This window comes from Microcoleus sp. F4-D5, assembly GCF_036704885.1.
Classification (GTDB): Bacteria; Cyanobacteriota; Cyanobacteriia; order Cyanobacteriales; family Microcoleaceae; genus Microcoleus.
Genome location: NZ_JAUBSX010000042.1, coordinates 1 through 14568 on the forward strand (window position 1 = coordinate 1; position 14568 = coordinate 14568).

Annotated in this window: 8 protein-coding genes; 3 read left to right on the plus strand and 5 right to left on the minus strand. The window is 45.7% G+C overall.

Going from position 1 to position 14568, the window contains the following annotated elements:
- Positions 1 to 724 (plus strand): calcium-binding protein (locus QUA80_RS19435; protein ID WP_333426743.1); only part of this gene is annotated, 724 nt, incomplete at its 5' end.
- Between the two features lie 264 nt (positions 725 to 988).
- Here QUA80_RS19435 and QUA80_RS19440 read toward each other — a convergent pair.
- The 3 genes from QUA80_RS19440 to QUA80_RS19450 all read right to left on the minus strand — a co-directional run bounded on the left by QUA80_RS19440 (position 989) and on the right by QUA80_RS19450 (position 4871).
- Positions 989 to 1705 carry a DevA family ABC transporter ATP-binding protein gene (locus QUA80_RS19440; protein ID WP_333426744.1) on the minus strand — a complete coding sequence of 239 codons (717 nt, stop codon included), beginning with the start codon at positions 1703 to 1705 and terminating at the stop codon, positions 989 to 991.
- 253 nt (positions 1706 to 1958) lie between these two features.
- A complete protein-coding gene (gene devC / locus QUA80_RS19445; protein WP_333426745.1) occupies positions 1959 to 3143 on the minus strand; it encodes an ABC transporter permease DevC in 1185 nt (394 codons plus the stop codon).
- A 300-nt stretch (positions 3144 to 3443) separates the two neighbouring features.
- The gene (locus tag QUA80_RS19450) at positions 3444 to 4871 is read right to left on the minus strand and encodes an HlyD family efflux transporter periplasmic adaptor subunit (RefSeq protein WP_333426746.1); all 1428 of its coding nucleotides are present in this window, start codon (positions 4869 to 4871) and stop codon (positions 3444 to 3446) included.
- A 115-nt stretch (positions 4872 to 4986) separates the two neighbouring features.
- On the opposite strand from QUA80_RS19450, the gene QUA80_RS19455 reads away from it, so the two are divergent.
- The gene (locus QUA80_RS19455) at positions 4987 to 5595 is read left to right on the plus strand and encodes a TetR/AcrR family transcriptional regulator (RefSeq protein ID WP_333426747.1); all 609 of its coding nucleotides are present in this window, start codon (positions 4987 to 4989) and stop codon (positions 5593 to 5595) included.
- A gap of 88 nt (positions 5596 to 5683) precedes the next feature.
- On the opposite strand, the gene QUA80_RS19460 is transcribed toward QUA80_RS19455, so the two are convergent.
- Together QUA80_RS19460 and QUA80_RS19465 are read right to left on the minus strand one after the other, a co-directional pair.
- Positions 5684 to 6856, minus strand: a complete 1173-nt coding sequence (locus QUA80_RS19460; RefSeq protein WP_333426748.1) for a flagellar assembly protein H — start codon at positions 6854 to 6856, stop codon at positions 5684 to 5686.
- Positions 6857 to 6866: 10 nt separating this feature from the next.
- Positions 6867 to 8378 carry a mechanosensitive ion channel domain-containing protein gene (locus QUA80_RS19465; RefSeq protein ID WP_333426749.1) on the minus strand — a complete coding sequence of 504 codons (1512 nt, stop codon included), beginning with the start codon at positions 8376 to 8378 and terminating at the stop codon, positions 6867 to 6869.
- Between the two features lie 983 nt (positions 8379 to 9361).
- Here QUA80_RS19465 and QUA80_RS19470 point away from each other — a divergent pair.
- Complete coding sequence (locus QUA80_RS19470; protein WP_333426750.1) at positions 9362 to 14563, plus strand: PAS domain S-box protein; 5202 nt, start codon at positions 9362 to 9364, stop codon at positions 14561 to 14563.
- Positions 14564 to 14568 lie beyond the last annotated feature (5 nt).

Here is a 14568-nt window from a genome sequence, read left to right on the forward strand (position 1 = left end):
ACCAACACCCATAACGATCGCAATTAACACGCCATCAGTCAGTAATATCGATCGCGGTGAACCAACTAATTTGCCACCAAATCAAGTGGTAGATGGCAACTATCTACTGACTGATGAAGATGATACCAGTATCCCACAATCAGCCTTTGGCAAACCGATATTCGCGTTATCAGGTAATGATAACTTGACGGGACGTGACGAGAATGACACCATCTATGGCAACCAAGGTGCTGATACCATTGATGGCGGTAATGGGAAGGATAACTTGTTTGGGGGTAAAGGATCGGACCAATTGTCGGGTGGTAATGGTGATCACTTCTTGAGTGGAAATAAGGACAATGATACTCTCATTGGTGGCAATGCTTACGATCTCTTACACGGCGGGAAGGGAAATGATGTCTTGATTGGTGGGAATGGGGATGATAAGTTATGGGGAGATCGAGGTTTCGATATGCTCACAGGTGGTTTGGATAATGATACCTTTGTGTTAGAATATACCGCTACTAACCCATCTCAAGCTGATGTGATTACTGACTTCTCTACTGCCGGTGATAAAATCAAGTTGATTGGTGCCAATTTCAGTCAACTAACCTTTGAGTCGGTTTATGTCGTCGTAGATGGGGTGATGCCTCTAACTGCAACGGCGATTAAATCTGGGAATGACTACTTGGGATTGGTTTATAATGTGAATCCAACTGCTTTTAATAGTGGCTCTTTCTTGTAAGATTGCTGGGGAAGAAACTATAGGCTAGGCCTTCACAGGGAGGCGATCGCACTAACCGGAGGTTTGAGCTTTGGCCAGTTAGCAATCATTCAAAATAATCAGGGAACAATTATCAAAAACATCTTGACAGGGTAGGTGTTAGGTGTTGTGACTGGAGTGAGTACGAATCTTCACATATCGGCAAATTTTCGGATTTAGGGTTTGACATCCAAAATTGAAAATGGGGTAGTTATGGGTGATGTCTGTTCTTGGGAAATTTTAAAATTAGGCTAATTTTCCATCTTCCATGTGAACGATGCGATCGGCAATATCCAAAATTCGGTTATCGTGGGTTACTAACAGAATAGTACAGCCCTGCTCTTTAGCCAGTTGCTGCATCAAATTCACCACTTCGCGACCGGATTTGCTGTCGAGGGCGGCTGTCGGTTCGTCAGCTAAAACAATTTGCGGTTGACTGACCAAAGCGCGGGCGATCGCCACTCTTTGTTTTTGTCCTCCCGACAAGTCATCTGGATAATAGTTAATCCGCTGTTCGAGTCCTACTAACTCTAGCATTTTTGCAGAGCGATCGCGCATTTGAGAACGCGACAAATTCCCGTGAACTTCCAAACCCATCTGCACGTTTTGCAGCGCCGTCAAACTGCGGTGCAGGTTGTGCGCCTGAAAAATATAGCCGATTTTGCGTCGCGCCTTTACCAATTGGTCTGAACTCGCATGGCACATCTCTTGACCGATAATTTTGAGACTTCCAGATTGACCAGAACGCAGTCCGCCAATCAAAGTCAAAAGCGTTGTTTTTCCCGAACCGGAAGGCCCCGTCATCAGCACGATTTCACCTGCATTAATTTCGAGATTAATGCCAAAAAGTACCTGTTTTCGCAGTTGACCTTGACCGAAGTAGTGGTCGAGTTCGTGCGCGGAAATTATAGGTGCAGGAATCTGTAAAGCGTTGGTTGTTGGGTAGAGAGTAGTAGAATTCATAACTTCTTGGTTTGAGGTTTTAGATTTAAGAATCAACCGCTTTCTTCGGCGACAATACAGAGGAAAAACAAGAGAATGATTACAAAAAATCTGTGTGTAGTCAGGACTTTATACAAAATCTGGCTTTAATACCCCCTTTATTCTTTAGTCCGCAGAGGCGGACTTCGCTTGTGTAGTAGCGGTTTCAACCGCCGAGTCTTATAAAGAGGTTTTTAACCCGGATTTAGCGTCCTTCTCTCTGATTCATTTTCCATTAAAACATATCTGCCGGGTCGGCTGCTTGCAGTTTGCGAGTGGCAATTGCTCCCGAAATAGTGCACATAATCACGTTCAAGATTAATACTGCAAATGCTCGAATCAGCGTCATGTACAGGGGTAAATTTGTGGCTTGGCGAGTTAAAGAGTAAAGGCCGAAAGAGACTCCTACTCCGGGCAAAAAACCGAGGACGGAAAGAATTAGAGCTTCTTCAAAGACGATGCCGAGTAAATAAACATTGCGGTAGCCCATCGCTTTGAAAGTAGCGTATTCTCCCATGTGGTCGCTGACATCGGTTGAGAGAACTTGATAAACAATAATGACACCAACTACAAAACCCATCGCTACGCCTAAATTAAACACAAAGCCGATCGCAGTATTCTTAGCCCAATAGTTTTTCTCAAAATCGATAAATTCTTGTTTGGTTAGTACCTTGACATCATCTGGTAAGTATGCTTTCAAAACTTGTTGAACTTCCACGGGGTCAGCACCCGGTTGCAGTTGAATTAATCCGGCATTAACACTCGCGGCGTTTTGTCTCGCAAACAGGCGCAGGTAATTTTGATCGCTAGTCATCAAAATACCGTCCGCGGCAAAAGATGCTCCAACTGTGAATAAACCGCTGACGTTAATCGTGCGTCGCTCTACCTCAGCTTTAACGGCTTTGCCTTCAGCTATTTGCGCGATCGTCCCTTGGTAGTCTCCCCTAGAAGCTCGATCGAACAGCACAGTATCCGGCAATTTAATCGCGCTCAAATTTTGGTTGACTTCTGGCAGCGCAAACGCAGGGCGATCGGGATTGAAACCCACCACCATCAGCGACGTTTCGCGCCGAGTTTCGGGATTTTTCCAGTTAGCAATTTTCACGTAAAGCGGCTCTGCTGATTTCACACCCGGTACGTTCATTGCTTGATACAATCTGCGCCTGGGGAAGGAAGACAAATTAATCAAATTTCGCGCTTGGGGGTGAATCAAAACTAAGTCTGTTTGCAAGGCTTCGTGCAGCCGCGTATTGCTGGTGTAAAGTGCATTTTGGAAGCCTAACTGCATGAACATCAAAACGTCAGCAAAGGCAATTCCTGCTACTGCAACGACCATTCGCCCTTTGTCGTGACTCAGTTGCAGCCATCCGAGGGAAGTTCTGCGTCTTAACTGTTGTAAAGGTTTGATTAGTCCAAGCATAGAATTTTAGATTTGGGATTTGGGATTTGGGATTGAAGAGATAGGACTGATGGTTTACTCTCTGCGTACTGAAAGAATATGTAATATCATGTCCGGTCTAGCGACCGCGATTTTTGTAGGCCCGTAAGCCAACAATACCTGCGAATAATTGACCATCTCAAAAACCCGCCCCGACCGGGATATTATGGTTAATCGATCGGACATGATATAATTATTGAACCGCGAAGACGCGAAGGACACAAAGGAAGAGAGAGGAAGAAGTAGAGAGTTTTATACCGGGAAGAAAGTAACATTTTTTACTTAATCTTTAATTTCCCCGATCGCCACTTTGACTTGCAAATTGGTTAATCCCGCTACTTTCTGGCTGGAAGCTTCATCTAAGCGCACTTTTACTTCCACAATTCGACTATCAATATTTGCAGAAGGATCGGTGTTAACAATGTTTTGCCGCTGCACTTGCAAACCAATATGTTCGACAGTTCCCCGCAATTCGCCGGTCAAAGCATCGCTAGTAATTTTGGCGGTTTGTCCGAGGCGTACTTTGTCCACATCGCTTTCGTAGATTTCCGCAACAGCCAGCATCTCGCGAGTTTGTCCGAGTTCGACAATGCCGTCGTTTCCCACCCTTTCCCCCGGATGCGTGTGAATTTTCAGGACTTGGGCGTCTCTGGGAGCACGGATGTAAGCTAAATCCAGATTCGCTTTGGCTTGTTTGGCGGCTGAAGCGGCGGAACTGACTTCGGCGGCGGCTGCTGCTATGTCAACGGGACGCACTTCGGCGATGCGATCGAGATTTGCTGCTGCTTCGTTAATCTGCTGTTGGCGGGATTGCTGAATTTGGCTGAGTTTGGCTTGGGCTTCGTTAATTTGCTGTTGGCGGGATTGCTGAATTTGGTTGAGTTTGGCTTGGGCTTCGTTAATTTGCTGTTGGCGGGATTGCTGAATTTGATTCAGTTTTGCCTTTCCTTCGTTGAGTTGCTGCTGAGTTGTTTCGGCGGCTAGTTTTTTGCTGTCGCTGGTGGAAGCAGAGATTGCTCCCTCTAGATACAGTTGCGAGTACCGGCGATCTTCGCTTTCGGCGTTGCGGAGTTCGGCTTGCAGGCGGGCAATTGCGGCTTTTTGAGTTTGAATTTCCCCTTGCTGTTCGGCCCTGATGCGAGCAATTGTGGCTTGTTGCGCCGCAATTTCGGTGCTGCGATCGACTTCTAGGCGGCTGACGATCGCCTGTTGCGCTGCGATCTCGTTGCTGCGATCGGCTGATAAACGGCTAATAGTCGCTTTTTGGGCTTGAATTTCGCCGTTTTTGGCTCCGGCTTTGACTTTTGCTAGGTTTGCCTCGGCGACGCGCACTTGTTCTTGAGCTTGATCGAGCGCGGCTTGCAGGCGATCGCGACTGTCCAAAATTGCGATCGTCTGGCCTGTTTTCACCCTGTCTCCCTCTTTTACCAAAAGTCGATCGATCCGGTTTCCTTCCGCCGCACCGGAGGCGGAGACTTTAATTACTTCTCCTCTGGGTTCCAGTCGCCCCAAGGCTGTAACTGTGGTTAATTGCGATGCTGCGACGGCTGCTGCTGCTGCTGCTGCGTTGGGATCGGGTATGCGCGATCGCCAGATTGTGTAGCCTGTGGTTCCCCCGGCAGCCAGGGTTGCTAATGCTGCCACAACTAGGAGTTGTTTAACTAGGGATGGAGTTGAGGATAAGCCGTCTGCTGTTGGTTGGTGTACCATGACATACCTCTTTGTGAGAAAATAAAACTAAACGGTTTAGTTCCGATGCCTTCTCATACTAAACCGTTCAGTATAATGATGTCAAGATCCCAAATAAAAAATACAGAAGCAAGGTATGGCAAGGACAAAACCGATTGAACCAGACGCAGCAGGAGGTGACAAAAGCGAGCAAATCCTGCAAGGTGCGATGCAAGAATTTTTAGCCCACGGCTACGCGGGGACGAGTATGGACAAAGTAGCGAAGACGGGGGGAGTTTCCAAAGCCACGGTTTACAGCTATTTTGCAGATAAAGAAGGATTATTCGTGGCCTTGGTACAGCGGCTGGCGCGAGAAAAAGTCAATTTTACAGTTCTGGATGAAGAACCGGTCGTAGCGCTGCGATTCGTTGCCACCACTCTATTAGAACAGGTGACGCAGGAACCTGAATTCCTCAATTTTGTGAGGTTAGTGATTGCGGAGTCGGGGCGTTTTCCTCAGCTAGCGCAGACTTTTGTGAAAAACTTAGCTAAACCGGGTATCCAGCGGCTTACTCAATATTTGGAATCGCATCCAGAGTTAAAATTGCCCGATCCGGAGGCAACAGCGCGGATTTTTATTGGATCTTTGGTATATTTCCAGTTAACGCAGCATATGATGCACGGCAAAGATATTATCCCAATGGAGCGCGATCGACTGATCGACGGTCTGCTGCACTTGATTTTAGGCCCGCAGTCCAATTCCTAAGTGCGATCGACAGAATCGAGGAATTTTATGTGAGAACGATCGCAGCCATCAAGAGCGCGATCGCGCTTGATGGCTGCGATCGCGGGTTTTAGTCAGGTGTTTTCCCTAACCTGTCCCTCAATTCCTCAGCCGATAACTGTGGCAGTTGTTCTACAAACAATGTCAATTCTGCCACAGGCAATGCCAATAAATTAGTAACTGCAGCAGGCAGAATATCGCCCAATTCAGGCGATCGTATTTGCAACGCACTTTCAGCCAACAATTTAACCCCTGCTTCCCGCCCCGATTCATCGACGGTCAGCATCGAGATTGCCAGCAACAGCACTGTAAACTCCGCCGCCGCCAACTTGGATATTGGAGATAGAAAAACCGTCATTTTTGGACTTAATTCTCCAAATCTAACTCGCAGAAAATTTTCTAAGATTAAGCGCTGTTGTTCTTGTCTGCCTCGTTCTAGCCCCTGTTCTAGCCCTCGTTCTAGTCCTTGTTCTAGCCCTTGTTCTAGTCCTTGTTCTAGTCCCTGTTCTAGCCCTTCTTCTCTAGCTTGTTGCTGTGCTGCTTGTATTTGTTGTTGAAAAAGTGGTGCAATGGCCATAATTAACTCCCGCTCTTCTGGCTCTAATTCTTGTGGCGCATCCGTTACTAAATTTGACTGTAACCGATACAGCAATTCTAGCGCGATAATCCGCAACGGATCGTCTGGTGCTAAAGTGCTTAATTGGGAAATAGCCCTTTGCTGCACTCCCCCTTTGCCCAAAATCCTCAACCACAGGGTTTCTGGAGTTTCTGGCAACTGGTGAATCGCCACAATTGCAGTCCGCAAAGATTCCCCCAAAAAATAGATTCCCAGCATCCAATTTTCTGTGTCTGGTGTCGCATTAAAACTATCTACCAATGCTTTGGATGCTGTGGGTGTCAAAATCCACATTCTCGGTAATTGAGCGTCATCATAGCGAGTATTTTCTCTCCTAAATTTTCGCTCCAACTCACCTCGCACGTCCAATAACTTGCCCAGACAGCTACAAATTTCGCTGACGTTTGCCGGATTGCGAAACGGTTCAAAAATTGCAGTTGTTTTGGCCATTTTTCCCAACAATCCCAGGGTTTCTGAGTATTCGGGAATTGCGTTGCTGGGAGTGAAGTAAACATCGATTTCTCGGACTTCGGAAGTGACATCGCGACCGATATTAACCGTTCCGATCGGGGACAGCAACTCTTCCAGAAATTCTTTGGCAAAGAGATCGTGAATAAATCGCGTCATAGAAATTATTTCAAATAGTAAATAGATCTTTTAGCCGTTTTCTCACCCATTCTACAGGATTCTCATCCTCTTCTGCTGCATCTACCAATTCCATTTCTCGCAATAATTGCTGTCTCTCGCGGAGTTCTTCTTTGTGTTTGACTATTTCTTTAATAATCTGTTCGGATAAATCCGGTCGTTCAGTTAAAACTTTCTGGAAACCTTCTTTATTAATCGCAAACAAAATTGTTTCTTCCAAAGCTCTCACCGAAGCAGTTCTGGGGATTCCCAACATCAAAGAAAGTTCCCCAAAAAACTGACCAGTACCGAGGTTATTCAGATGTTTGTCAATAGCTTCTACAAAAACTTCTACTGAACCTGAAAGAATCATGTAAAAAGCATCTCCGGGGTCGTTTTCGTGAAACAAATATTCTTGCGATCGCAGCCGTTTGCGGTATCCAACTTCAATCAATTGCCGCAATTCAATCTCCGTCAGATTTTCAAAGTATTCAACCTCACGCAGCAAACAGCTAAGGGACGATGACTTTTTCAGTTTATCTTCCAAAATTGGCAGTTTTTGTTTATTTTTAGAATAACTGTTCGGGATGTCAGTTGCAGTTTCTTTTTGGTTGAGCATTGACAACAGAACTTCGGGGTTTTGCAAATAAATTTCTCTGTCATTGAACGGAAAGTCAATTTTTAGATGGCGAAAATTGTATTCAATTGCAAAATTTAAAGAACTTTTAATAAATTCTCTTTCAATCGGCCTGTCCGTCCAAACTAAAAGTTCAAATTTAAAACTATCATCGCCAAACTCGACAAACAATACTTTCGGATTCGGTTCGTACAAAACTCCGGCTTCCGCGTAAGCAATATTTAACAGAGTTTCTGTCACTAACAGCGGGTTACTATTCTCGGCTACTTCTACGGGAACTCGCAGACAGAGTAGGGAGTTTTCGTAACTCCAGTTAACAATTTTGTTGCTAATCATTTTGCTGTTGGGAACTATGACGCTGGAGTCCTCAGTGGTTTGGATGATGGTCGATCGAATCGAGATTTTTTTGACTATTCCCATTAATCCTTCTAATTCCACAAAGTCTCCGACTTTCACGGGTCGGTCTAAAAGTAGCGTTAAGCCGCTGACAAAATTAGTTGTTAAATCTTGGATTCCGAAGCCAATTCCGACTCCCAATCCCCCCGCAACTACTGCAAAAGAAGCGAGGTTGAAGCCGATGCTTTGGATGGCGAATATTACTCCAAAAGCTACTATTAAATACCCAATAATTACTGCGATCGCTTCCCGGTTTCCCTCGTCAATTCCCAGTCGGACAAGCAAGCTTTCCTTAAGAAAGTTTGTAAAAGAGCGTGCTATGACAAGGATAGCCATCAACAATACAATCAGTTCCCCCAGTGACTGCAGGGATACAGGATTTTCACCTATTTTAAATAGGGTAGCTGTCAATATTTGCGATAGCTGTGTCCATACTTCTTCTGGTATTGTATTCAGTTGAAATTCAGGTGATAATGTTTTTTGTGGGGTCATTTTTTAAGGGGAGTAGTAAAAAACAAAGTCCTCATTACCAAATGCAACAATAAAATACTGAACTCGTTATCATAAATTTTAACCTGTTTTTAGGCTAAAAAAAGTGAAGTCGTTACATAGATATGTGGTTTTTCATACTACGCAGTTATCCCTCTTGCCAATTTTTCCGATACCTGGTCTTCGCAGACCTGGGGTTAGTGTGCCACTTTTTCGCGATCCGAGAGCCGACTCATCTATTATTAAAGCGAACACTCTACTAACTTCAGTCAACATTAACTAGATTCGAGTTTATCATACTGTCCACTATTTTTTTTGAAGTTCCGTTATCAACTTAAGCAGGGATTATTCAACGACTATTTAAGTGGACAAGTCAAATATCGAAGTATTACAATGACTTTAACTGGTGGGAGAGATATTGCTATTACTCTGCCAATTGCGTCCGTCTTGTGTATGTTTAAGTGAAAATTTAACGGATCTAGCTAAAATCGATAGCGTTCCAAGACTACTTGGCATTCTACCGACATTGCGGAAAAATTAAAACTTAATTGCATTTGTCAATCAGCAAAATTACCGAAAACACTGCTTGTTTAGGAGTGGAAAATTCGCGATTTGGGGGTGGGTGGACATAAATAGGGCGCGAGACATGATTCGTCGATCGCCCAAATCTAAGTTCTCCACCCCCAATCTGAGTAAATACTGAGCATAATTGCTGATTGACAAATGTTTCCCTAGGTTAAGTTTTCACCAATGTTCTACCATAGGATTGATTAGCAATAGAATTGATCGGAGATAGAAATGCTTGGCGATACATCCGAATCATTAAGGGAAATAGTATCGCAAGGGATACATATATCGCAGATTGAGAGCCTAATACTCGCGCTACTGAACGTTTTCTTCTGTACCCAAATTGGAAAAAAGGAAAACCTTGCGCTCACGTAATTGGACAGAAGTTCTAGAATAAAAGCTGAAATGCACGATCCAACATGAGCAAATTCTCACCAGATAAAAACCAACCGCCACAGCAAGAGAGCACAACAGTAAAGATATTGCGGCAGGCTCACTTCGACGCTTTTTTTGCAGGTGCCAACGCCGGAATGTTGATTTTTGACCGCCAACTCCGGTATGTCCAAATTAACGAAGTTCTGGCCCAGATGAACGGCCTGTGTGTGGCAGACCATATTGGTAGGTCAGTGCGTGAAGTGCTGCCAGAATTTGCTCCGACTGTGGAACCAATTCTGCAAGCCATTCTGGATACAGGCAAGCCAATTCTCGACTGTGAATTAGTGGGTGAAACGCCGAAAGAACCGGGCATCGTGCGCTACTGGCAAGCATCTTACTATCCTTTGTTGGATGAAAATGGCATCGTTTTTGGTCTTGGTGGGATTGTAATTGAAATTACCGATCGCAAGCGGGCCGAACAAAAGCAGGCACGGCTGACGGCAATTTTGGAGGCAACTTCCGACTTAGTAGGAGTTGCGGATGCGGCTGGGCATAGCGTCTATCTAAACCAAGCCGGACAGGAAATGCTGGGGATGTCGCCAGAGGAAGCACGATCGCCGTTTACTATAGATTCTTTATTAGCTCCTTCGGCAAAAGCAAAGTTCCACAGCGAAATAATTCCCACCGCCTTGCGAGAGGGTAGTTGGGCTGGTGAAACCCTATTTTTGTCACGGGATGGGGAAGAAATTCCAGTCTCCCAGGTTTTAATCGTCCACAAAACCGAAGCGGGTGAAGTCGAGTTTGTTTCTACTATTGTGCGGGATATTCGCGATCGCAAAAAAGCAGAGGAAGAACGGCAATTGCTCGCTACCACGATCGAGAACAGCCGTGACTTTATTGGCGTGGCCTCAATGGATGGTCGCCCTATACTCGTGAATCAGGCCGGTCTGGATTTGGTGGGGCTCAGTAGTTTGGAGGAAGCCAAAACCAAACACATTACCGACTTCTTTATTGCAGAAGATCTGGACTTTGTACGGCAGTCTATTATGCCTGCAATAATGCAAGACGGAAGTTGGCGGAGTGATTTCCGCTTCAGACATTTCCAGACAGGTCAACCCATCCTGGTAGATTACACCCTATTTTTGATTAAACATCCAGAGACTGATGAACCCGTAGGAATTGCCACTATTACGCGGGATATTCGCGATCGCAAAACCGCAGAAGATGTCCTCAAACAAAGTGAAGAACGGTTTCGTTCTTTGATGGAAGCCAGCGCTCAAATTATTTGGATCGCTAATGCCGAGGGCGAATTGGCGATCGAGCAACCTACTTGGAGTGCATTTACAGGACAGACCTTTGATGATTACAACGGATGGGGCTGGCTAGACACGATTCACTCAGACGATCGCTCCTATATTGCCACTGCCTGGTCAACTGCTGTTGCTAATCGATCGCGATATGAAGTTGAATTCCGCATGCGCCGCTATGACGGGGAATATCGCTACATGAGTTGTCGTGCTGTACCAATTCTGAACGCGGACGGTTCAATTCGCGAATGGATTGGTGCTAATACAGATATTACCGATCGCGAACAAATGGAAGCAGAGTTGCGCGATCGCAACGCGCTGCTGAACTCGATTCTGGAAAATACACCAGACATCATCGTAGTCAAAGACAGAGAAGGCCGATATATTGCCCTCAATTCCAACGTAGCAAACTTGATCGGTAAACCCATTGAGGACATCCTGGGCAGAGATGATTCCCAACTGCTGCCGCCTGCCGTCGCCGTTGCGATGATGGCAAAAGACCGCGAGGTCATGGAAGCAGGCACCACTGAAACCTACGAAGAAGAAATCTTTAAAGGTGAGTTCAGCGGTACCTTTTTAACTACAAAAGCTGCTTGGCGCGACGATCGGGGCAATATTCTCGGTATCATCGCCATAGCGCGAAACATTAACGATCGCAAACAAGCTGAAGCCCAACTGCGCGATCGCAACGCACTGCTAAACTCGATTTTGGAAAGTACGCCAGACTTCATTGTTGTTAAAGACCGCCAAGGGCGTTTTGTTGCCCTTAACTCCAATGTCGCAAACTTTATTGGCAAGCCAATTGAGGAAATTATCGGCAAAGACGATCTGGAATTATTGCTGCCTGAAAATGCCCGTGAAGTTATGGCAAAAGATCGTCAAATCATACGATCGGGAATCGCTGAGGCTTACGAGGAAGATATAAGCAGCACAACCTTGTTGACGACAAAAGCTCCTTGGCGAGATGCTAATGGCAATATCTTGGGCATCATCGCCACAAGCCGAGATATTAGCGATCGCAAGGCAACGGAAAAAGCGCTTCAATACAATGAAGAAAGATTTCGATCGCTAACTGAAGCCACCAGTCAACTGATTTGGACAACTAACTCAGATGGAGAATTGGTAACTGGACACCATCTATGGAAAGCTTTCACCGGACAGTCATTTGAGGAATTGCAAGGATGGGGATGGCTCGATGCCATTCATCCTGATGATAAAGCTTACGTTACAAAAGTTTCTTTAGACGCACTCGCCAACAAGACGATTTTGCAAATTGAGTACCGCCTCGGGCATCACAGTGGCGAGTATCGCTATATGAGCGTGCGGGCCGTTCCTTTATTAAATGCAGACGGCAGTATTCGAGAATGGTTTGGCGTACATACCGATATTACCGATCGAAAACTTGTCGAAGATGCGATCGAACAAAGCGAAGAACGCTATCGATCGCTGATTACCGCTACATCTCAAATTGTCTGGACATCGGATTTTGAAGGAAAATGCCCGGATCTGCCGAGTTGGAGAGCTTACACCGGACAAACCGAGGCTGAGGCGATCGGTTTTGGCTGGTTAGATGCAATTCACCCGGACGATCGCGAACGCACGGCTCAGGTATGGATGGAAGCAGTGCAAAACAAGAGCCTGTATGACACAGAATATCGAATGCGTGCAGCAGATGGAGACTATCGCTATTTTCAAATTAGAGGAGTACCCATTCAGAATGAAGATGGCAGCATCCGGGAGTGGGTTGGCACTTGCACCGATATCCACGATCGCAAACTTGCCGAAGATGCTCTCAAACAAAGCGAAGAACGCTATCGATCGCTAATCCTCGCCACATCCCAAATTGTGTGGACAACCGATCCTGAAGGAAGATGCCAGGATTCACCGAGTATGAGGGCTTACACCGGACAAACGGAAGCTGAGGCGATCGGTTTTGGCTGGTTAGATATAATCCACCCGGACGATCGCGAACGAACAGTTCAGGTGTGGATGGAAGCAGTGCAAACGAGAAGCCTGTTTGAGATGGAATATCGAATGCGCGGAGTGGATGGAAACTATCGTTATTTCCAAGCTAGAGGGGTGCCAATTCTGGATGAAGATGGTAGTCTCCGGGAGTGGGTTGGCACTTGCACCGATATCCACGATCGCAAACTTGCTGAAGATGCGATCAAACAAAGCGAAGAACGCTATCGATCGCTAATCCTCGCCACGTCCCAAATTGTCTGGACGGGAGATCCTGAGGGAAGATGCCCGGATATACCGACTCTGAGAGCTTACACCGGACAAACCGTAGAAGAAGTGGTTGGTTTTGGCTGGTTAAATGCCATGCACCCGGACGATCGCGAACGAACGGCTCAGGTCTGGATGGAAGCAGTGCAAAACAAGAGCCTGTACAACATAGAATATCGCATCCGCGCAGCGGATGGAAACTATCGTTATTTTCAAGGTAGAGCAGTACCAATTCTGAATGAAGATGGTAGTCTCCGGGAATGGGTTGGCACTTGCACTGATATCCACGATCGCAAACTAGCAGAAATCGCACAAGCAAAAGCAAAGGAAGCAGCGGAAGCCGCAAGTCGGGCCAAAAGTGAATTTCTTGCCAACATGAGCCACGAGTTGCGAACTCCGCTTAATGGCATCATGGGATACGCGCAGATTCTTCAGCGTTCCAAAGTCTTGAATGAAGAAGAGCGATCGCGCATTGATGTCATTTATCAGTGCGGTTCGCATTTACTGACCTTAATCAATGATATTCTCGATTTGTCGAAGATTGAAGCACAGAAAGTGGAACTCATGCCCACGGATTTTCATTTCCCGGCGTTCCTGCAAGGTGTCGCAGAAATGTGTCGTATCCGAGCTGAACTAAAAGGAATTCACTTCCATTTTCCATCAAGCCCCGAACTCCCGATCGGTATTCGTGCGGATGAAAAACGCTTGCGACAAGTGTTAATTAATCTGTTAAGCAACGCTATTAAATTTACGGATGAGGGCAGCGTTACTTTTACAGTCAGTTTTGCAGCAGAAGGAAAAATTCGCTTTGAAATACGCGATACAGGTACCGGCATTGCACAAGATCAACTCCAAGCTATCTTTCAGCCCTTCGAGCAGGTAGGAGATCGCAGGCGGCAGACCGAAGGTACGGGATTGGGACTGGCAATTAGCAAAAGGATTGTAGAACTAATGGGCAGTACCATTCATGTTCAAAGCGAGATGAATGTTGGCAGTATTTTCTGGTTTGATGTCAATCTATCTCAAGCCGATGAATGGGTGAAAACGTCTCAAATCGACCATCGCGGGCAGATTATCGGCATCAAAGACCGCCAACCTAAGATTGTGGTTATTGATGACAAATGGGCTAACCGTTCGGTAATTAGCAATTTACTCAGTCCGATCGGCTTTGAGGTGTATGAAGCGAACGACGGGCAGGAAGGCTGGGAAAAAATTCTGGAGGTACAGCCAGATTTAATCGTTACCGACTTACTAATGCCCGAACTAGATGGCTTCGAGCTAATTAAGCGAGTTAGAGAATCGGAAAGTTTAAAAGACACCGTTATTATTGTCTCTTCTGCCAGCGTATTTGAAACCGATCAATACAGAAGTTTAGAAGCAGGAGGCAATACGTTTCTTCCCAAACCTATTCAGGCAGCAGAGCTCCTGCAAAAATTACAACAGTATCTGGATTTGGAATGGGTTTATGAAACTAATGAATATCCACTGGCGATCGCCTCAGACACCAACGAGCTAATTGCCCCGCCTGCTACAGAAATGGAAAGGCTATACCAGCTTGCCATGGAAGGAAATTTCCTAGAAATAGTTAAGCAGGCAGCATTAATTGAAGAAATAGACCAAAAATACATTCCCTTTGCTAAAATATTGCATCAGATGGCAAAGGAGTTTCAAGACGAAGAGATTTTAACGTTTATTCAGTCCTACAAGTAAGGTTT